This is a genomic window from Bifidobacterium felsineum, from assembly GCF_002802915.1.
In the GTDB taxonomy this organism is placed as follows: domain Bacteria; phylum Actinomycetota; class Actinomycetes; order Actinomycetales; family Bifidobacteriaceae; genus Bifidobacterium; species Bifidobacterium felsineum.
The window spans coordinates 1-21,568 of record NZ_PEBJ01000001.1 but is presented as its reverse complement, the minus strand read 5'-3'; the positions used below and the strand labels follow the sequence as shown (position 1 = coordinate 21,568).

The 21,568-nt window shown below is 55.9% G+C and carries 13 protein-coding genes and 1 tRNA gene; 5 read left to right on the top strand and 9 right to left on the bottom strand.

All coding sequences use genetic code 11. From position 1 onward, the window contains the following. Positions 1-34: 34 nt before the first annotated feature. Positions 35-1,270, bottom strand: coding sequence for an NUDIX hydrolase (locus CSQ86_RS09975; RefSeq protein ID WP_165773674.1), 1,236 nt, complete (start codon positions 1,268-1,270; stop codon positions 35-37). A gap of 87 nt (positions 1,271-1,357) precedes the next feature. On the opposite strand from CSQ86_RS09975, the gene CSQ86_RS00065 reads away from it, so the two are divergent. After that, the gene (locus CSQ86_RS00065) at positions 1,358-2,776 is read left to right on the top strand and encodes a CCA tRNA nucleotidyltransferase (RefSeq protein WP_100493153.1); all 1,419 of its coding nucleotides are present in this window, start codon (positions 1,358-1,360) and stop codon (positions 2,774-2,776) included. 354 nt (positions 2,777-3,130) lie between these two features. Here the strand turns inward: CSQ86_RS00065 and CSQ86_RS00060 are convergent, their stop codons facing one another. The 8 genes from CSQ86_RS00060 to CSQ86_RS00025 all read right to left on the bottom strand — a co-directional run bounded on the left by CSQ86_RS00060 (position 3,131) and on the right by CSQ86_RS00025 (position 12,245). Further along, positions 3,131-3,502 (bottom strand): endonuclease domain-containing protein, encoded by a 372-nt coding sequence (locus tag CSQ86_RS00060; RefSeq protein WP_100493692.1) that lies wholly within the window; start codon positions 3,500-3,502, stop codon positions 3,131-3,133. Positions 3,503-4,018: 516 nt separating this feature from the next. After that, on the bottom strand, positions 4,019-4,648 hold the full coding sequence (locus CSQ86_RS00055) for a LytR C-terminal domain-containing protein (protein WP_100493152.1): 630 nt from the start codon (positions 4,646-4,648) through the stop codon (positions 4,019-4,021). Positions 4,649-4,694: 46 nt separating this feature from the next. After that, complete coding sequence (locus CSQ86_RS00050; RefSeq protein ID WP_100493691.1) at positions 4,695-5,639, bottom strand: 4-(cytidine 5'-diphospho)-2-C-methyl-D-erythritol kinase; 945 nt, start codon at positions 5,637-5,639, stop codon at positions 4,695-4,697. A 20-nt stretch (positions 5,640-5,659) separates the two neighbouring features. Continuing rightward, positions 5,660-6,580, bottom strand: coding sequence for a 16S rRNA (adenine(1518)-N(6)/adenine(1519)-N(6))-dimethyltransferase RsmA (rsmA, locus tag CSQ86_RS00045; protein WP_100493151.1), 921 nt, complete (start codon positions 6,578-6,580; stop codon positions 5,660-5,662). Between the two features lie 42 nt (positions 6,581-6,622). After that, a complete protein-coding gene (locus tag CSQ86_RS00040; RefSeq protein ID WP_100493150.1) occupies positions 6,623-8,161 on the bottom strand; it encodes an aggregation-promoting factor C-terminal-like domain-containing protein in 1,539 nt (512 codons plus the stop codon). Between the two features lie 425 nt (positions 8,162-8,586). Next, positions 8,587-8,660: transfer RNA gene (locus CSQ86_RS00035), tRNA-Thr, on the bottom strand. 203 nt (positions 8,661-8,863) lie between these two features. Continuing rightward, positions 8,864-9,814 carry a thioredoxin domain-containing protein gene (locus tag CSQ86_RS00030; protein WP_100493149.1) on the bottom strand — a complete coding sequence of 317 codons (951 nt, stop codon included), beginning with the start codon at positions 9,812-9,814 and terminating at the stop codon, positions 8,864-8,866. Positions 9,815-10,004: 190 nt separating this feature from the next. Next, positions 10,005-12,245 (bottom strand): serine/threonine-protein kinase, encoded by a 2,241-nt coding sequence (locus tag CSQ86_RS00025; protein WP_100493148.1) that lies wholly within the window; start codon positions 12,243-12,245, stop codon positions 10,005-10,007. A 386-nt stretch (positions 12,246-12,631) separates the two neighbouring features. Here CSQ86_RS00025 and CSQ86_RS00020 point away from each other — a divergent pair, with 386 nt between their 5' ends. The 4 genes from CSQ86_RS00020 (at position 12,632) to CSQ86_RS00005 (ending at position 21,039) form a co-directional block, all read left to right on the top strand. Then, positions 12,632-15,466 carry a beta-glucosidase gene (locus CSQ86_RS00020; protein ID WP_165773673.1) on the top strand — a complete coding sequence of 945 codons (2,835 nt, stop codon included), beginning with the start codon at positions 12,632-12,634 and terminating at the stop codon, positions 15,464-15,466. 186 nt (positions 15,467-15,652) lie between these two features. Continuing rightward, a complete protein-coding gene (locus CSQ86_RS00015) occupies positions 15,653-16,411 on the top strand; it encodes a LytR/AlgR family response regulator transcription factor (RefSeq protein WP_165773672.1) in 759 nt (252 codons plus the stop codon). Between the two features lie 3 nt (positions 16,412-16,414). Beyond that, a complete protein-coding gene (locus CSQ86_RS00010) occupies positions 16,415-17,722 on the top strand; it encodes an ATP-binding protein (protein ID WP_133119254.1) in 1,308 nt (435 codons plus the stop codon). 179 nt (positions 17,723-17,901) lie between these two features. Continuing rightward, the gene (locus CSQ86_RS00005) at positions 17,902-21,039 is read left to right on the top strand and encodes a glycoside hydrolase family 3 C-terminal domain-containing protein (protein ID WP_100493144.1); all 3,138 of its coding nucleotides are present in this window, start codon (positions 17,902-17,904) and stop codon (positions 21,037-21,039) included. Positions 21,040-21,568: the final 529 nt, after the last annotated feature.

Sequence of the window (21,568 nt, the reverse complement as noted above, 5' to 3'; positions counted from 1 at the left end):
CCATGATGCGGGCGGTGTGTGATTGCGGGTAGGTTCACTCGTTTGCCTGCCTGTTCTTCTTTCTGGCGTACAACCATGCGATCTTACGTTCGTTCGGGTAGCTCAGTACATCATCCAAATCATCAAAACGCACCCAGATGGCGTCCTCGGCCTCGTGATCCGGGTCGCCCTCCACCGTGAGTTCGCCACCGGTCTGCCGCAATGCGAAATGATGCACCAGCTTATGCACGCGTTGCGTGGTGCCGGTGAACCAGTAATCGATGGTGGCGATGGAGTCGATGACCTCGCCCAGGATGCCGGTTTCCTCATGTACTTCGCGCACGGCGGTCTGCTGTGGGGTTTCGCCTTTTTCGATATGCCCCTTGGGCAGGCACCACTCGAGATGTCCGGAGCGAGAATGGCGGGCGATGATGGCCACGCGATTCTGATCGTCGAAAATAAGGCCTCCGGCCGAATACTCACGTACCACCGGCAGTTCCTGCGCATCCAGCGACGCGAACGTGGTTGGGCCCTCGGAAGTGCGCCGTTGCGGCATTATGGCCGGGGTTGGGCCGGTTGAGGCAATGCGTGTCGGCGAAGGTGCCGTGGTGCTTTCTGAGGTCTCCGAACCCAGCTCCGGACGAGTCTCCACACGCATGGTGACGGCGGCGATGGCGCGCATTGCCGCGGCGGCGGACATGATTGGAGGAGCTGCGTGATGCTGCTGGACTCCGTTTGTGTTCGCTGTGCTGTTCGAATTTGCTGCGTTTACTTGGGTTCCAGCGGTCGGGCGCCCGTTTGCCCTAGCGGTTTTTTCATCCGGTTCATGAATCGGACGGGTTGGTCCGGATACTGAACCATCTCCAGGATGAGTGGTTTGAGCGGCGACTGTGGATGGCGTTGCCTTCACGGCCTTGCCGAACACCGTGGCTGGAGTGGCGATGTTGGTCATGGTTTCCGTGCCGGCCTCGGCTGCGATGCCATCGGTCTGCCCTTGAATGGTTTCGTTCGGCGTGGCGATGGTCACCGTAGCCTTCATGCCGAATACGGTGGCCGGCGTGGGCACTGCCGGGGCAAGCGGTTCGTTTGATTGAGGTGCCTTGTTGCTTGACGCCTTATTATCCGGTCTGCTGGGCGTAACGGTTTCGCCGGCCGTGGCAGTTACCGAAACCTCCAAATCGGCGGAATTCCGCGGAGTTTGCGAGGTATACAGTAGCTGGTCTTGGGTATGGTTGCCCGCGGCATTGGGTGTTTGCCCAAGCATGTGGGCAAGGTCAGCGGGCGTAATCATGCTTTCCACCTTACTCAATCCCGTGTGCAGGTGGGGTAACGGTATGCTAGGAGGGCAGAAAAACGTCCACATAGGGGAAGGTGCCCATTGGATTTCGAAGTGTGGCCCGAGGCGATCGAACTTGGCCGACTGTTCAAGGAACAGGGCTATGAGCTGGCGCTGGTAGGCGGTCCGGTCAGGGACCTACTGCTCCATAGGCGCAGTCATGATCTTGACTTCTGCTCGTCCGCCAGACCTGAGCAGTTCGAACCGATCCTGCGCCGTTGGGGGCATGACGGTTTTTGGGATATGGGCCGTAAATTCGGCACACTGGGTGCCATGCGCCGGCGTGCCGATGGCACTGAAGTCAAGGTGGAGGTCACCACCTATCGCTCGGATACCTACGATCCTGATTCGCGTAAGCCTGAAGTCAATTATGGCGACACGCTCGAAGGTGATCTTTCCCGTCGTGATTTCACGGTGAATGCCATGGCGCTGCGCGTGCCGGATTTGGAATTCGTGGATCCATTCGGTGGCGCGAATGATTTGGCCAAAGGCATTTTGCGTACGCCGGTTGACCCGCGACAGTCGTTCGATGACGATCCGCTGCGCATGATGCGTGCGGTGCGATTCGTCGCGCAATTGGGCTTCAGCATTGCTCCTGATGCCGCCGAAGCGATTACTTCGATGCGCGATCGCATTGAGATCGTCTCCGCCGAACGCGTGCGTGACGAGCTGACCAAACTGCTGCTTTCCGACCGGCCTCGCGCAGGCCTTGAGGCACTGGTGGATTCCGGCTTGGCGGACATCGTGTTCCCTGAGATTCCGGCTTTGCAGCTGCAGATTGACGAACACCACCGTCATAAGGATGTATTCGAGCACACGATGATGGTATTGGAGCGTGCGATTGCGTTGGAAACCGGCCCGGACGGCCCGGTGCCGGCTCCGGATCTGACATTGCGCTTGGCTGCGGTGATGCATGACATCGGCAAACCGAAGACCCGTAGATTCGAGCCGGGTGGCAAGGTGAGCTTCCACCATCATGACGCCGTAGGAGCCAAGATGACTCGCAAGCGTTTGAAGGCGCTGCGTTTCGACCATCATCTGGTGGAAGACGTCTCCGAACTGGTCAACCTGCACTTGCGTTTCCATGGCTATGTGGATGAGCCATGGACCGACTCCGCGGTGCGCCGCTATGTCAAGGATTCCGGCCATCTATATGAGCGTCTGAACCGCTTGACCCGTGCCGACGCCACTACGCAGAACAAGCGTAAGGCCGCGATTTTCGCGCATGCGATGGATGAGATGGAAGAGCGCGTGCGCGAATTGAAGAAGAAGGAAGACTTCGACGCGATTCGCCCCGACCTGGATGGCAACGAGATTATGGCTTTGCTTGGTCTTGAGCCCGGCCCGATGATTGGCCGCGCCTACAAGCACATGCTCGAGTACCGTCTTGATAACGGCCCAGTCGAACACGACGTGGCCGTGACCGAACTCAAACGCTGGTACGCCGAAATCCAGCAATAAAACAAGGTGCTGCCGCAGCAGATAAGGTAACGGAATCGGCTTGGCAGCCGATAGATTCTCCCGCAGGCTAAAGCCTGCTCACCTTCTCTCCCTCAGTCAGCTATCGCTGACAGCTCCCTCATCAGAGGGAGCTATTTTCGTCTACGTGTAGATTGTTGGACGGCACGTAGGTGAGGTGTTTGACGACAGTCAAGCCAGCGAACGTGGCAGCATGCATCGATAACGGAAACATAGATGGGCGTTAGCCTCGGCTCCCTCTGATGAGGGAGCTGTCAGCCGTGAGGCTGACTGAGGGAGAGAAGACGAGCAGGCATACGCCTGCGAGGAGAATCTATCGGCCATCGGCCGATGCCGCTAAACAGCGGCAATCGCTGCTACCCGCTGTTTCGCTACATCATCAATGCGTTCGCATACTTCCTGGAACATCGTGTCCACTTCGTAATTGGTGAATCGAAGAATGGCTACTCTTTGCTCCATGAGCTCAGTTGTACGTTGCTGGTCTTTGGCGCTTTGTTGAGGTGTGAAATGGCCTCCTCCGTCGAGTTCCACTGCCAAATCCGCTTTTGCGCAGTAGAAGTCAACGATTCGGTTCCCAATAGGTTTTTGTCGTTGGAATCGTATGGGGTACGTTCTCAGGAACGTATACCAAAGCTTGCGTTCCCAAGGAGTCATGTTCTTACGTAGCTTCTTCGCTATGTCGGTATTACTACGGTTGTAATCCTTCATATTTTTCAGCATATGGTGACGGGCTGTGGAATCGTCCTGCGGCCGATAGATTCTTCCGCAGGCTGAAGCCTGCTCTTCTTCTCTCCCTCAGTCAGCCTCACGGCTGACAGCTCCCTCATCAGAGGGAGCCAAGGTAGACACAATGCGTCTACCGCGTCGGCAACGCGACAGCCCCCTCGTCAGAGGGACCCAAGACTGACAATCATCTATGCTTTCCGTTATCGATGTATGCCGCCACGTTGCCTGTGATTTGCTGGCTTGACTGTCGTCAAACACCTCACCTACCGTCCACTGGACGGTACGCTTCACGGTTCGATCCCATCAGAGGGAGCCCGCTGCATTGCCTCCCTCTGATGAGGGAGGTGCCATTGCGCAGCAATGGCGGCAGGAGAGAAGAAAAGCGGGCATATGCCTGAGGGAAGATCCATCGGCCGCAGGACGATCCGATAATACGGTCAGGTAATAAGAAAGAGGCAGCCTGGTGGCTGCCTCTTTCTTATTCGTACGATTGGATGATCACTGTGCCGGATACGCGTTGTGCTTGGTATCGGCCGGAAGGTTGGTCATTTTATCGGCAGCCTGGCAGCCTTCGATACTGGTGATTTCCTTGCCTTCCTGAGGAGACTGCTTCTCATCCTTCAAATCATTGAAGGTAGCACCGAGCACCACATCGACCAGCTGATCCTCGCGCGCGGTCATGATCATCGTTGCATCAGTGAAGTTGCCGGCTACCGTATACGCCTGATTGATAGCGTTCTTACCGAAATAAATCGTCGTGCGCTCCACATTGGTGGAGGAGAAGTTGCCGGTTTCCTGCATGTCGAATCCACGCACGCCCAATGCGCTGCTTACAGCTGCGGCGAACTGGGAATGGGAAGTGCCATTCAGCACGCGAACGCCAATGGTCGCGTTCGTCACATACTTGGCCTTGCCGTCCTCGCCTTTCACCGCGCACGGTGCCGGGTTGCCGAAGTTCGGTTCGGCCAGCGGAGTGGACACCAGACCCAAACCTCCCACATGGAAGTTGAACAGCAGGGAGATGACCAGTGCGACTGCCAGCACCACGCCACTGATGGAAAATACGACGGTTTGGCGGCGACGCACATAACGTTTGCGGGCCTGACGTTCGTCAATCTGTTGCGGCATCGTTTTAACTTCCTTCACTCATAAGAGGCTTGTTGCTACATTAGCGTCACTGGGTGACGCCGATTATTGGTGTGGCCGGCGCCTTGGCGCGGATGATGCGGTCGGCTGCATCCTGTTGCATCCAAGCATCGATAATTCTCTGGGCGGTTGCATGATCCGGCACAAAAGCAACCACCGAGGGTCCTGACCCAGAGACGAATGCATGCCGCGCTCCGGCCTTGAGCGCCGCCTCGATGGCCCTGCCACTGCGCGGGTGCAAACTGATTGCCGCAGCCTGCAGATGATTATGGTCCCCTTCTCCGGCACCGACCACATCAAAGGTGTGATACACCTCCGGAGTGCTTAATTGCGCGTGATATGCGCCTACCAGTACTTCGCCGGTGAATCCTTGCGCTTCGAGATCATGCGCACGGTCGCTGCCGGCTTCGATATCCTCGATTTGTTCGCCGAAACCAGTGCCATGAGCCAGTCCGCCGGTCAGACAAAACGGCATATCGGCGCCCAAGGTGGCTGCGATTTCACTCAGTCGTTCAATCGGCCAATTGAGCTCCCACAGTCGGTCGATGGCCAGAATCGCGGCGGCGGCGTCAGCGGACCCTCCGCCCAAGCCGGCACCCACGGGAATGCGTTTGGTGATGGTAAGAGCCACATCCGGTTCGCGATTGGCGGCCTGCGCCATGGCGAACAATGCCAGCACCGCATGATTGCGGCGCATATCACTGCTCGAAGAGGCCAGATCACCCAGATGTGTACCTTCAAGATCCAGAGAGAATCCGCTACCGGGGGCCTTCGCCGTGGCGGTTACCGTGTCATATACGCCGACCGCGCAATAGATCGTATCCAAGGCATGGCGGCCACCCCATTCCTCATGCGTGGGGCCTACCTCGAGTGTGAGATTGGTTTTCGCCGGGCAATCCACGCGAACGGTCAATGATCGCGTCTGTTCGAGATGCTGGGTATAGAAATCCTCCACCCGTGGGGTTGTTTGCATCGTCTGCATCGCGGCAACCATTATTCCGCCTCTTCGGACTGGATGTTCTGACGCTGTACCGCGGCGGCCAAGGCGGCGAACTCGGTAATCGTCAGCGTTTCGCCACGGCGGGTCGGATCGATGCCGGCTGCTTCGAAGGCTTGCGCTGAGACGAGACGCTTCAATGCCGCATGCAGCGTCTTACGGCGCTGACCGAATGCGGCATCGATGAGCTGGAATACCAGCGCGCGTTGCGGGGCATGTTCGCCCACTGCCGGGTTGGCGGGGTCGTCAGCGGCGAATCGGGTGAATTTGACCAGCGCGGAATCCACATTTGGTGCCGGCCAGAACACGTTACGGCCGATTGTGCCCACGCGTTCGGCCGTGCCGTACCATGCGAGTTTCACACTCGGAGTGCCATAAATCTTTGAGCCTGGTTTGGCCGCAAGCCGGTCGGCAACCTCCTTTTGCACCATGACCAGAAATGAGCCGAGGTTATCGAAACGCTCCAACAAGGTGAGCAGAATCGGAGTCGCCACATTGTACGGCAAATTAGCCACCAGCGTGAAAGAATCATCGCCGTTGAAATCCGGCACATTGTCAGAGGTCACGGTCAATGCATCGCGATTGACCACGTTCAAGCGGTCTACGGCTTCAGGCATGAATTCCGCAACGGTGCTGGGCAGACGCTCGGCCAGCGGAGGGTCGATTTCTACCGCGGTCATTGCGGCGCCGGTTTCCAGAATCGCCAACGTCAACGAACCCAAGCCAGGGCCGACTTCCATCACATGATCATTGCCTGTGACGCCGGCTTCGCGCACAATGCGGCGTACAGTACCTGGATCGATAACGAAATTCTGCCCGAACTTCTTGGTTGGGCTTACGCCGGCTTCATCGGCGATGCGACGGATATCCGCTGCTCCTAGCAGATGGCCAGCTGTGGTGTTGGTGATGTCGGTCATAGAATCGTTCCTTGCAGTCTGTGCAGTCTTGAGTGCCGGTTCTCAGTACCAGCCGATTTCTTCGGAATGTTGCCATGCCGCGGACGGGCTGCCGTAGCGTTGCGCGATATACCACAGGCCCCAATCAATCTGCACGGCGCCGTCATCGCGGTAATTATCTCCAAATACCGCCATTTTGCTGGCCGGCAGCGCCTGCGGAATGCCATAGGCGCCGGAAGAACTGTTCTCGGCGTACCACTTCCAGCCGGATTCTCGGTTCCAAAGCTTCACTAGTGCATCCCAATCGGCTCCGGTCCATCCACGCTGCGCCGCGGCACCGGCTGCATAGGATTGCGCTTGGGCCACGGTCGGATGCCAGAGGCGACCGGACGGCGTGGTATTGGTCGAGCCGCTGTTATTGCTGCTGTTGTTATTGGAATTGCTTCCCGAATTATTGGAACCATTACCGGAGTTATTCGAGCCGTTGTTGCTATTCGAGCTGTTATTCCCGGAATTATTGCCGTTGTTGTTGCTGGAATCCGAATTATTGCCGCTGTTGGAATTGCTGGAATTGCTTCCGGAATTGTTGTTGGCATTACCGTTGGACGAGGAATCGTTCTTGCTGGAATCATTCGATCCGGCATCCGCATTGGTATCCGAATCCTTGGAGCCATCAGAGCTACCGGAATTGCCGGAACCAGAAGAAGAATCGTTGGAACTGCTGGAATTCTCGTCGGTTTTCGGCTTGGCCGGTCCCACGGCGATGATCTGGTCGATAGCCATCTTGGTGATGGTTTCGGATTTCAGCGTTTCCGATTCGGCCACGCCATCCACATAGGTGACGCTATACACCTGGGTTTTCTCGCCGTTCTCACCCTGCTGGCGAACTTCGGTCTGCCCCTCGTCGAGATTCGGATCGATGATGGTTTGGGTATCGAACGGGATCGGAACAGTGCGGGTTTCCTCGCCATGGGTGACTCGCTTAACGCGCAGAATGGTCTGATCGCCATCTTTCTCCACACTGACGCGGTCTTCCCTACCCAGCACGATGCCCTTGGAATCGAGGATGGAGGCGGCCGGCAGCTTGCCGTTGGGAGCCTCGGAAGTTTTGCCATCGGCGATGACCGTCACCGGACCGTCCTGATTGATGACCAGTCCGCCGGTGAGCTGGTTGTATACGTTATTGATATCCACCGTGATCTTTTTGGCCTGGGCGTTGTTCTCCTCGAAGAAGCCCAGCAGCTGGTCGGCGCTGGTGGCCACGGTCCAGAACGGGACCTCGGTGCCGTCGATATTGATGGTGGTTTGATACGCGGAGCGTACGGTGACTACGGCGTGGTCGGCAAGACGGTCGCCGGACGACGTGGTCACAATGTCGTGGGACTTGACGTCGATGCCCTGCTCCTGCAGCAGACGTGTTGTGGTCATGGCGTAGGTGGTGACCTGCGTGGTTTTGCCGTTGACGCTCAGGGCCACCGATTTGCGCGCGGTGAAGGCAAACGACCCCACCATCGCCACCGTGAGCGCCACAACGCAAGCAATTACGCGGATGCGACGCAGTGTAACAAACCGCTGCGGGGTCCAACGCCGTGCCATGTCCATCTCTTCCTGATTTGCGAATAGTTACCGCCCACCATCGTAACGGCTGGTCTGGTTCGCCTGGCACGTTCGCAGGCCACCGTTACCATACCTGCCCGGATGCTTGTTGAGTGATGCACGGCGAAGGAATGATATATGTGCCGTGATGCACTCAAGGCCGTTCGGCCAAGCCTACGGTTTCGGTGCACACAACATTCCCTCGCCGCTTTCGTTCCAAAAGCTTGAAGGTAAAAGAAAAGGGGGCGGGAGAGAAGGGGATGTCCCGCCCCCTGGAAGGCGCGGAGCTGGTTGGGGGACGCTCCGCCCTCATTCCAGGAAGCCATAAGTTGGGGGAAGGCTCCTGGAGAACTTACTCAAAGTAAGACTTGCTATGCGCGGGAGCATCCGCGCATCCCCATTACCATGATACGCTTTTTTCTCGCGCAACGAGCCTCTTGTCGGGATCGAACCGACGACCTGCCGCTTACAAGGCGGCCGCTCTGGCCATCTGAGCTAAAGAGGCATATTCAAAACACAACATTGTTCATGAAACGTTTTGAACAAATGACTAGCATACCAGCAGTTGCGGAATGCGTGGTACTTGTGTCGAAGCGGTTCGAAACAGGTAGCACACATGCTTCAAGCTGCATCCCGCATAGGGTATGAGTGAGCCCCTCCAATCAGCGGATGCTGAATGAAGGGGCTCACTCATTGATATCGGGCCAATCAGGCGGTGATGTCGATCGGCTTCTTATCCGCGCCGATGGAGGGCAGCTTGCCTTCCACACCCACCTGGTCGGATTTCAGGCCAACGGCCTTCAGGAAGCCGTCCACCATCGTGGTGTTCGCCAAAGTGATGTTGTTGAGGCTCCAGTAATTGTTGTTGATGGTCAGGGTCGGGGAGGAGAACGATCCGGACGACGAGAAGAGCTCCGGGCGGCTGATCGTGTAATCGTTGGATGCGGACAGCCACTCCACGTACTCGTTCTTACCGCTGAATGCGGCCTTGGCCACATCCTCGCTCACACCTGCCTTCACGGCCTGTTCCTCGAGCTGGCTGTTCTTCACGGACACATAGTTCGAAAGCTCGCCCGGCTGGAAACCATCGGCGTAGATGTTGGACAGGTAGTTCATCAGATGGTTCGGATCGCTGTCATGCTCGGCGATGTAGATGGCACCGTTGAATGCGCGGTTGGAGTAGTTGTCGGAACTCTTGTTGTCCTGGAAGTTCAGGAAGTGCAGTTCTAGATTCAGCTGGCCGGCATTCATCATCTTGACCAACGTGGGGTCGAGCTGGCGGTTCACCGAAGCGCAGCCCGGGCACAGCGGTTCCATGTAGATGCCGACAGTCGGCACATCCGCCGTCTTCTTGCCATAGCCATCCTTGGAGAGCAGGAATCCGCCCTTGTCGTCGGCCTTGGCGGGCTGGGTCTTCACAGACTGCATCTTGCTGTATGCCGCGTCCGCGCTCACGCTGTCTTTGGTGACGTTGCGGTAGATGACCACGCCGATCACCGCCACCAGTGCCACCACAATAGCCACCACGATGATGCCGATAATGGTCTGCTGCTTACGTTCCTTGGCCGCCTGTGCTGCCTGAGCCTGCAGTGCGGCTTCCTCTGCGGCGCGGCGCTCGGCGCGAGTGGCGCGCTTGGCCTGACGCTTGGAATCAACCATAACAATCCCCTCAACATGAACTTGCGGATGCTGGGCCTAATAATAATGACCAGTGTTGAGCAGGAGTGTGCTTAGAGCTTATTTGAGGTGAATTCCATGTGAAAGCCAGGGTCCACCGGCGATTGCCGCATGCACGGCGACCATGCTGCTCGGAACAGTGCGGACTGTCGATCATAGCCTGTCGGCCCAGTCATACCAACGGAATCCAGCTGATCGATATGCCGGTCAGCGGTACAGCGGCGAGAGCCAGCGTGACAATCAGCCATATGGTGAACATCACAGTGCCGCGACGCCCACGAACTGGCGCGGCGACCGGTTGCGTAGACTGTCCGAACGCGCCGAGCCCGGTTGCGATACCTGGTTGCCGGGGCGCTAATCCACGCAATGCGCCGGCGCCCAAACGCATCATCATGGCTTGAGGTCCGAACACGGTCACCAGCCAGCCGACGGCCATGAATCCGCCGAGTGTCAAGCCTGAGGGGGAGTAGGGCACATCAATCAACAGTGGTACAGGAACCGTCCAGTCGGCTGTGAAATTCCAGATGATCGGTGCCTCGATCGGCAAGGACAGTGCTATTGCGGCCGCCGCCGTGCCGGCGATATCGATGATAATGAGCAGCACCAGGCGAGGCAGCGACAGCAGTAGTCCCTTGACCATGTGCCAGGGGAGCGAAGCCGCGCGAATCAAGGTATCGGAGCCTTTGCGCTCGCCACCGCGCCTGCCTTCGCGCTCGAGCTGCGACTCCGTGTTGTACGCCAAGGTCAGCACCAGCCACAGCAGTATGGCCGCGGCTGCAATGGCGAGCAGTGGGAAACTGGCGGCAAGCAAAGCCAACGGTATGGCCAAGAGCGCCAGCGGCAGCGTGCCGCGTTGCAGGTATGCGCCACGACGCACATCGGCGGGGTTGGGTGCAGCTGGATTCTGCACCAAGGCCTCCGTAGGCGCCGCCTGAGCGGTCTGGTCGATCATGCGCTGCACGGCAGGGCGCACGGCTGGGTTTATGGGCGGCTGGACCGTTGTGACCTGCGCATCTGGTGCAGTGTATGGCACCGGAGATAGGAAGGATGGGACCGCGGGCGGGAATGAGGGGGCAGGTGGTTCCGGGGGAACTGGCGGCGTTAGCGGGGTGGTCGGTTCCGCAGGAAGCATGGTGGTGCGCTCAGGGGCCGTGGCGGATGCGTTGTCCGGCATCACGCGTGTGGGCTGAATGGGATCATCCACATGCGGGAATACGGCGGTTGCCGCGTCGGTATTGATGCTTGAGGCAACCGTGGGCGCATCCTCAGCCTGCAATGTGCGGGTGCGGATAGCGTCGGCGGCGCGCCACAGCGTGCGTGGGTTGCTTTCGTCGGGCTCGGCAGCGCCAGTAGCCATGCCGGCGGTTGAAGTGCCGTTGCCTTCAGCGTCGGCACCAAAAGGGGGCATCACCTCGGTCGCTTCAGTGGGTGCGGCCACAATTGCAGTCGGCGCCCCCGCAATGGCACCGGCACCAAAGGGTCCAGCCGGAGCGCCCTGCCAGGCCATCGGATTCAAAGCATCCAACGCAATCGCATGCAACAGTTCATCCGGCGTGCAGCGTTGAGAACGATCAGGGTTCAACGCCGAACGAAATGCGGCCAACGTACCGGCAGGCAATCCGGTGAGATTCGCATTGCCGGCTGCCGCGCGCTCCAGCACCGCCATCATCGGTTTGGTGCCGAACACCGGAGCTCCGGTAGCCGCAAAAGCCAGCACCGAAGCCACCGACCACCAATCGGTCATATCGTCGGCTTCAGCACCATCGATGATCTCCGGGGCGATAAAGCCGGGCGTACCCATCACCAGGCCGGTACGCGTCACATGGCTTTCCCCTTCGCCCATCGCGATGCCGAAATCCACCAGCACCGGACCAGTAGCCGACACCATCACATTCGTGGGCTTGATATCGCGGTGGATAATACCGGCCGCATGCACGGCTTTCGTGGCCTCAATGAGCTTGCGGGCCAAGCGTTCGAGGTCGTCGCCAATATATCGGCCATTGATGGCCACATCATCCTTAAGATTCTTGCCTTCTATTAGCTCGGTGACGATGAATGCCAGCGAATCATCGAGCTCCATATCCACAATGCCGCAGACGCCTGGATGATTGACCTTCTTCAATGCCATGGCTTCGCGACGCAGACGCTCGCGAGGGGTCACGTCTTCCTTGAGATTCGGATCGCGGAGTGCTGGATTGCTGGCTGCGCTCGCGTTGCCGCTGCCGTTGCCGGCGGCGGAATCATCGGCGAGCGAATCTCGCAGGATTTTCATCGCATACGTTTGGCCACCGTCATCGCGCACGCGCCACACTGAGCCCATGGCACCTGAGCCCAGACGGTCTATCAACGTGTAGCCGCCTACCACTTCGCCTGGTTCCAGATTCAACGCGTTCAAATCGCTCATGCTCCCCATCCTAGCCGCCCACTTATGCACCCTAACCTCACCAAACGTACGCTGACGGACTACAGGCGTACGTTTCCTGAGGTAAGGGTGCCATTCACGTACGGAAAACCGCCATTTACGTATTCCGGGTGTGTGATTTGGGCGGTGTGTGCTAGCAGATTATGCACGCGAAATGACAGGATAGGTTGAGTGGCGCTCATGGCAAGGGCGAATCTGCGATTCTAAAGTTATCGGCATCGAGGATGTGTCAGCATAGCAACCCAACGGAGCGAAACGGGCACTTCTCCAACGGCCAACGTGGACAGGGCAGGTCCACAAAGCCGTGGTCCGAATCGATAACGGTATTGATTCAGGCAACATGCCGCGCAAAGGTTAAGAATCAAGGAGGAGCAATCATGAAGGGCAAGGCATCGACCCGTGTGCCGCGCAGACCCAATCGGCCTGTGCTTGTGTTGGCATATGCAATCGTGGCGCTTGTTGCAGTTCTGAGCATCGCGGTATATACGGTGCTGGTGCCGCACGCGAGCTTGCTGTCGCTAGTCACTAACAAGGTGGATTCCACTTCCCAGACGGTGAAAAAGGCTAGCCAGGCCACGGCAGATATCACGGAGGAAGTCGAATCAGAAGGCATTATTCTGCTCGATAACAAGAACAATGCACTGCCATTGAATGGCGTTACCGCAGTCAATGTATTCGGCTCGACCGCAGGCAATAACTTCTCTTATGGAGGTACCGGTTCCGGAGCTGGCAACGAGAAGAATAATGTATCCATTTACCAGGGTTTGGAAAACGCAGGGCTCAAGCCCAATAGTGAACTGAAGAAGTTCTATGATGACAACGCTCTTGACGCTAAGAACATGGGTGTGGTCGGTACCGATTGGAACCTATATGAACTTCCGCAGTCCGAGTACAACCAGCAGATTATCGATGAAGCTCGTGATTACTCCGACACTGCTCTTGTGGTATTGACACGTAAGGGCGGCGAAGGCTTTGATCTGCCGCTCGACATGGCGGAATACTCCGGCTCCGAAGCTGGGCGCAGCTATCTTGAGCTGACGCCGAATGAGGAAGACCTGTTGAATATGGTGAAGAGCAACTTCGGCACAGTGGTCGTGGTGCTCAACAGCCCCAATGCCATGGAACTTGGTTTTGTGGATGATCCGGCAATTGACGCTGCTCTATGGGTGGGAGTCACTGGTGCCACTGGCACGAATGCCATCGGCAATGTGCTCACTGGTAAGGTCAACCCATCGGGCAAGACGGTTGACACGTTCCCCTATGAGGTGGAAAGCGCGCCTTCGTACTACAACTTTGGCGAATATAACTACAGCAATGTGAACTACACCAACACAGCATTGTTTGCTGGTACTGGTGATGCACTATCCGGCAAGGATCCTTACCACTACGTGGAATATGCAGAAGGCATCTATGTGGGGTACCGCTATTACGAAACCGCTGCTGCTGATGGCTTTATTGACTACGACTCAGTGGTGCAATACCCATTCGGCTATGGATTGTCATATACCACGTTCGATGAAAACCTTGATTCGGTGAAGACCAATGGCAAGACCATTACCGCAACCGTAACGGTGAAGAACACCGGTAAGGTTGCGGGTAAGCAGGTGGCTGAAATCTATGTTGGTGCTCCGTACACACCGGGCGGCATAGAGAAGAGTTCGGTGGAATTAGCTGGCTTTGCCAAGACCGATAACCTGGCGCCGGGGGAGTCGCAGACCCTCACCATTAAGTTTGGCTGGGAAGACATCGCCAGCTACGACTACACCGGGGTCAAGGCCAAGGGTGGTGCCTATGTTCTTGACGCAGGTGACTATCACATCAATTTGCAGACCGATTCGCATACGGTCGTCGGATCGAAGACATTGACTCTCGATCATGACATCATCTACAACGATGATGGAGAGGGAGCCCGTCCGTCCGATGACGTTGCCGCCACCAACCAGTTCGACGATGTCAGCTTTGGCGATGATCTCACCTACGTTTCTCGTGCGAACTGGAAGGGCACGATGCCCACCGAACGTGCTGCATCAACCAAGAAGGCCACGGCCAAGCAAATTTCGGCATTGACGAATCCTGAGCCGCTTGATAATTCGGAAACGAAGGACATCACTACGGGTGCCCATAACGGCCTGACCTTGGCTGATGTGAAGGGATTGGATTATGACGACCCGAAGTGGAGCGATCTGCTTGACCAGGTCACGCTTTCCGAAATGAAGGTGCTCGTCGGCAATGCCGGATGGCTTACGGCCAGTGTCAATTCCGTCGGCAAGCCTGCGAATTTGGATAGTGACGGTCCCAATGGTCTCAATAACATTCTCAGCGGCGTGCAAGGCACTCAGCTCACTGGCCAGAGTGTGTTGGGCTATACCTGGAATACCGAACTTGCCGAACGTGTAGGTAAGCTGCTCGCTAATGAGGCCAAGGCGTATGGCGTTGATGGTTTGTATGCGCCAGGTGCCAATCTGCACCGGAGCCCATTCGGCGGACGTAACTACGAATATGTATCTGAAGATGGGCTGCTGACCGGAAAGATTGTGGCTGCTGAGGTCCGTGGCATCAGAAGCAGTGGTGTATATTGCTACACCAAGCATTTCGCGCTGAACGATCAGGAGACCCATCGTGGCGACGGCGGTCTGGTGACCTGGGCCAACGAGCAGGCAATGCGCGAACTGTACCTGCGGCCTTTCGAAATCACTGTGAAGGAAGGCAAGGCAACTGGTTTGATGAGCTCCTACAACCGTCTCGGCACCACGCCGGCCGCGGAAAGCAGCGCGCTGCTGACCACAGTGTTGCGCGATGAGTGGGGCTTCAGAGGTGCAGTAATCACCGACTGCACGATAGCTACGTCTACTAGTGACGTAAACCGTAGCCTGCGCGCCGGCAATGACATCAATCTGAACTTCGTCCAAGACATGTTCATGACCAAGGACACCACTGGTACTGCAGCTGGTCGTCAGGCATTGCGCCGTGCTACTCATAATGTGCTCTACATGGTGGCGAACAGTGATGGAGCCAGCAGAATGCGTACCAATTGGAACGGCACTGTCACCACGGTGTTCGTGATCATCGACGTGCTGGTGGCTGGACTGTTTGCGCTTTACCTGTGGCGTCGTCGTAAGGCGACTCTTCGCTGGCGTGCCGCAGGCCGACCGAAGGGCTGGCTCGCAACAAAGCTCTCTCATAAGAAAAAGCAGCCGACACAGCTCGCATAGCATCCATTTGCACTGAATACTGAAGTGGTTCGCTCTTGCACAAGAGCGAACCACTTCTCACATATGTGGGGTTCGGCTGTGGTGGTATCGGTGACATCGGAGCGGTATAGCTCCTATTGTGTGTCCCCGGTTCTTAAAAACAGACTGAAATGCGCTACCGTGGCAGGCAAGCGAAGGGAGACGAGGATGATTCGCATTGCCATCGTCGATGATGACGATACCGATGCCGTGCGCACCACTGAAATGATCGAACGGTACTACGCCGAGCGTATAGATGCCGAAGATGGCGCTGCGCAGGGTGCCGAGAGCACCGTAGCGCGCGAATCTGCGCCTGCCTACACCATCACCCGTTTTGCCGATGGTGAATCCTTTCTGGACGACTACCGAGCCGAGTTCGATGCCATGTTCCTTGACGTGGAAATGCCTGGCATCGATGGCCTGGAAACCGCACATCGCTTGCGTGAAATCGACAGCCACGTGGTGCTCGTCTTCACCACCAAAATGGCTCAGTACGCGGCCGTCGGCTACGACGTGGACGCCATCGGATACCTCGTCAAACCACTCGAATACTTCAGCTTCGCGCTCAAAATGCGCAAAGTGGAAGACCTCGTAGCCAAGCGGCAAGGTGTCACGATTCCACTGACCGTGGGCACCGGCACCCAGTTCCTCTCCTCACATGACGTGCGCTATGTAGAAGTGCTCGGTCACGAAGTCATCTACCACACCGAGCACATCGCCTATAAGGTCTGGTCCAGCCTCAAAGAAGCCGCCGCGCTGCTGGAGCCCGTGCACTTCGCCGCCGCCAGCCGATACTGCCTCGTCAATCTCGAATGGGTCAAGGCCGTTACCAACGACAGTGTGGTGGTAGATGGCCAACCCCTGCCCGTCTCCCGCTCCAAACGCAAGCCCCTTATGCAGGCGCTCGCAGCCTATTACGGAGGCTGAGTGATGATTCATTTTGATATGCGGTTTGGCATGTTCATGATTGAACTGCTCATCGCTACATTGTTATTTACTCGACATTGCGAATGGCGAGAACGGTGGCGTCTTGCTGTGCTGCCAATAATCATTCTTGCTTCTTGTATCTCGTTAACGAATATGCCTCAACGCTTAGCTGGGAATACTACGTTCGATTACACGGCAAGTATGCTGTATTACCTCATTCACGTGGTTGTGATTGTTGTGGTGCTGCGGTTCATTACGCGAGCATCATGGCTCGAAGCATTGGTCATCGTTTCGGCTGGTTATGCCACACAGCACATTGCATACGATGTGATGAGGATGGTGATGATTATCAGCGGTCATGGAGGCACTGATTTTTATTTCACGCCATTGTATTACCTGATGTATGTAACCGGTTATGCGGTGATATACAGCATGATATGGCTGTGCGTAGCCCGTCATTTTGATATTGACGATGACAAAGTAAGGTATGCTGCTGCGTGGGTGATCGGCGGAATTGCACTCCTGGTGTTGGTGATTGTATTTAATCTGCTCTTTGTCATCGCGCTGCCTCAGCCTGCACAGCTTGTATGTTTTATCTATGATGCAATTTGCACGGTTCTGGGACTGATGATTCTGACATTTGCTTCGTCGAATGATCGGCTGCAAAACGATTTACAAGTCATGCGTCAGATTAATCGGTTGCAAGAAAAGCATTACGAACTCGCCAAAGAGAACATCGAACTTATCAACATCAAATGTCATGACATCCGTAAAAATGTCGCTTCACTGTATAGGAATGCGTCTCACCGCCCGTCGGAAGACTCCATTCGCCAAGTTGAGGAATCCATTCGCGTATATGATTCCATATTCCATACCGGCAATGAGGCGATGGATGTGCTGCTCACAGAAAAAAGCTTGTATTGCTCAGCTAACAACATCACGCTGACCTGCATGGTGGATGGCAAAGCCCTGGATTTCATGGATTCGTCTGATCTATATGCGTTATTCGGCAATATATTGGACAATGCGATTGAAAGCGCTCTGAAATGCGATGATCCCGGGAAGCGCGCGGTGAGCTTAACCGTCAAAACGGTTGGACAACTATTAATTTGCGAAGAGCACAACTACTACATCGGCGCGCTGACCTTACGCAACGGATTGCCGGTTACCACTAAAAGCGATACGCGTTTTCATGGTTTCGGCACTCGGTCTATTGCCTATCAGGTGCACAAGTACCAGGGTGAATTGAGAATTACCGGCAAAGATGGGGTGTTCTCGCTTTCCGCGGTAATTCCTCTGTATGATTCATAGTTCGGTGTTCATGAAGATTCAGCTATGCATTCCATGCGATATAAATGACCTCTCATGAGGTCTGCAACGTGCCGTCGTTCGCTTTCTCATACCGTTGGTGATGTCGAATCAAATTGGGAAAGCTGTGCAGCATTGAAGCTACGCAGCGGGATTCTCCCAGCATAGACAGGAGAAAGAAGATGGCCTCGCAAAAGCCCGCGAAGCTCAAGATGAGCAATCGAACATTTCGTAGAATATGGATTCCCATCGTTACCTTGCTGACGGTGATTGCAGTTGCGCTCTCGGTTGCAGGCAACATGTTTTCCAGTGTGCTTGACAGTTACCTGGGCGGCGGAACCCTCCAAGTGAACAGGGCCGAAGGCACTGATTCATGGGACGCGACTTATAACGCCAAAGAAACAGGCTCTCTCGCTGAGGCAAAAGCAGCGAGCGATAAGGTCTCCGAACAGGTGGCTGATGAAGGCATTGTGTTGCTCAAGAACAATGGCGTGCTGCCGCTTGCCGAGAAAAGCACGATAACACCGTTCGGCTACGGGTACCTGAATCCGGTCTATTCAGGAACCGGTGCTGCAGCCACTACGGACAAAGACATGGTGACCATCAAACAAGGGCTAGCTGCTCACTTTAAGATCAATGCGACTGCCGCCAAAGCCATGAAGAATGCTGAAGCAACAGCTCCGGATGCCGCAGAAGGCACCCCCGCACTCGATGCCGATAAAAACTCTTTACAGGCGATTATGGATAAGGGTGAATCCGCTCGTATTTACGAATATGATCCATCGATTTATCAGAGCATTACCGACACGGATGGAACCACGGGCATTGTGTTCATCCGTCGCAACGGCTCCGAAGGTATCGATAAGCGCACCTATGCGTACGATGATGGCACTCCTCACTACCTGGCGTTAACCACCAACGAAAAGAACACCATCCGCGCCGCCAAAGAACATTGCGGCAAAGTAGTGGTAGTGCTGAACGCAGCCAATCCGATGGAGGTCTCGCCGTTGATGAGCGGCGATCTTGAGGCGGATGCCATCGTGTGGATGGGAACTGCCGGCTCCCGCGGTTTTGCGTCCCTCGGCAAGATTCTGAGTGGTGCAGTAAATCCATCCGGACGTTTGACCGACATTTATGCAACGGATTTCACCAAGGATCCGACCTATGCCAATTTTGGTGATTACCGTTACACCAATGCTAAATTCGAGGACAATCAGCTGCTGGGCGACGTCATTCCCGGTGCTGGTTTCGGCACGATTGATCGTCCATACGTGGAATATGAGGAAGGCGTCTACGTCGGTTATCGCTATTACGAAACCGCCGATGTGGAAGACCCGCAGTTCATGTATGGCGAGCTTGACGGCAAAGGCGGCGTGGCCACTGCAGGCTCTGTGGCATACCCGTTCGGCTACGGCCTGAGCTACACCACGTTTGAGCAGAGGCTGGATTCGGTGAAGGAACAGAATGGTGATATCGAGGCTCAGGTGACAGTCACCAATACCGGCCAGAATGCCGGTAAGGATGTGGTGCAGCTCTACTACACTGCGCCGTACACTGATTATGACCGCGTCAACAAGGTTGAAAAGTCCGCCACCGTGCTGGGAGCTTTCGACAAGACTGACGAATTGCAGCCTGGTGAATCCGCGACATTGAAGCTGAGATTCCACGTGGATGACATGGCATCATATGATTACCATCATGCCAACGATAACGGCACGACCGGTGCGTATGTGCTGGAAGCCGGCAACTATGCTATCGAGCTGAAAAACAATTCACATGATGTCATCGACTCCCGTACCGTGACCGTTGATAAGACCCAATGGTTCACGGACGATAATCCGACCACAGCCGACAAAAAGGCGCAGTCGGTGATGCAGGACGACGGTACGATTACGGACGAACCGGAATCCGGCAAATATGTGGCTGCCAGCAATGAATTTGCAACCATGAACACTTACATGGACGATGCGTCGGTCACTCAACTCAGCCGTTCCGACTGGGTCGGCACCTTCCCGACCGCTCCCAAGGAGCGTAAGGGCGAAGCGCCACAAGTTGCTCTGGATGAATTTGAGTGGTGGAACAGCTACGACCCTCAGACCGATTCCAAGCTTGGCAATGTGGAAGGCAGCGAGGTTTACGCGGCCGAACAGCCGACATCCAATGCCGATAACGGCTTGTCTCTGATTGATCTTCGAGGCTTGGCGTACAATGACCCGAAGTGGGATCAATTGCTTGACCAGATTGATTGGGCAGGCGACAAGAGCGATATCCAGTCACTCCTGTACATGGCCGCCTACCAGACCAAAGATGTGCTGTCGATCGGCAAGCCTTCCACCGTTGACAAGGACGGTGCGATGGGCTGGAGCATTGATGGCGCTTCCTCTTGGGCTGGTGCGAATGTGATGGCTGCGACTTGGAATGTGGATCTGCTGCGTCAAGTGGGCGAATGTCTTGGCGAAGAGGCGCTGCAGGCCGGACTCAACGGATGGTATGCGCCTGCCGTGAACACTCATCGTTCCCCGTTCTCCGGCCGTGTGTACGAGTACTACTCGGAAGATGGCCTGCTTGCCGGCAAACTTGCAGCCGCTGCCATTGGAGGCATTGGTGATAAGGGTGTGTTCAGCTACCTCAAGCACTTCGCGTTGAATGATCAGGAAAGCTATCGTTCCGAGGGCTTGGCGACATGGGCCAACGAGCAGGCGGTACGCGAACTCTACTTGAAGCCATTCCAGATTGCGACTCAGGAGGCGCGTAGCACGGAGAAGTATTTGGACTCCCATGGCAAGATGCAGACCAAGACCGTTCGCTCTGCCACAGCCATGATGTCTGCGCAGAACTTCATCGGAGGCGTTATGGGCTTCGCCCATCGCGGACTGCTCACCAACGTGCTACGCGGCGAATGGAACTTCCATGGTGCTGTGGTCACTGATTTGTTTATGTCAAAGTCGAAGACTGAGCGTGACATGATTATTCGTGCCGGAACCGACATGTATATGATTCAGGCGCCTGGCTACTACGCTTCGGATTACGACAGTGCAACCGCGCGCACGGTAATGCGTAACGCCATCCACAATATTGCCTACATGACTGCCAATTCGAATGCGATGAACGGCATTACGCCTGGCTCCACATTGCGAATCACGATGAGCCCTTGGAAGAAAGCGCTGATTGCCATAGATGTGGCCATCGCACTGATTGTTGCATTGCTGATTACCCGCATGGTGCTGCGTGCTCGCGATGAGAAGAAGCGTCCGGAACTGTATCGCAAGCCGAAGCGGCGTAAGCGCAAGAGTGCTGTGGGGATGAGCGCTGCCGAATAGACACAATAGAGTAATTGCCAAATTGTGGCGAGCGGTCGTTGCCGGGAGCTTCTTTCTCCTCCTTGCTCCCGACTCGTCGCATCGCTAACAATCAACAGCCGAATCCCCGCAAGTGACCATCGCTGCCCATCGATGGTGGCTTGGGAATTCGGCTGTTTTTGTAGTTCTTATGAGTGGCGGGTAAGTGAATGCGAATGAATTTACGGGAAACACGCCGATACGAAACAAATTTCAGGCAATTTGCGGTTGATTTTGGCGATATATTGAAGTCAGCAGGGTTGAAAACGGCATTTTCGACACGCCGAGCGAAGCCTGTCTTTTCAAGGATTTTGGCCTGTTTTGAAATATGCGATTTGCGCAGGTGGGCAGGTTCGTGTAAGTTATTCATTCGCTGCCGCTGAGCGGTTCGGACTTCTCCTCCTAAAGGAAATAAAGAGTTCGGATTGGTTTGTGTGTGGTGGTGGTTTGAGAACTCAAGAGCGTGTTTGTACTACTTCTTTATAGTCAATGATTGCCAGTCCATCATCTG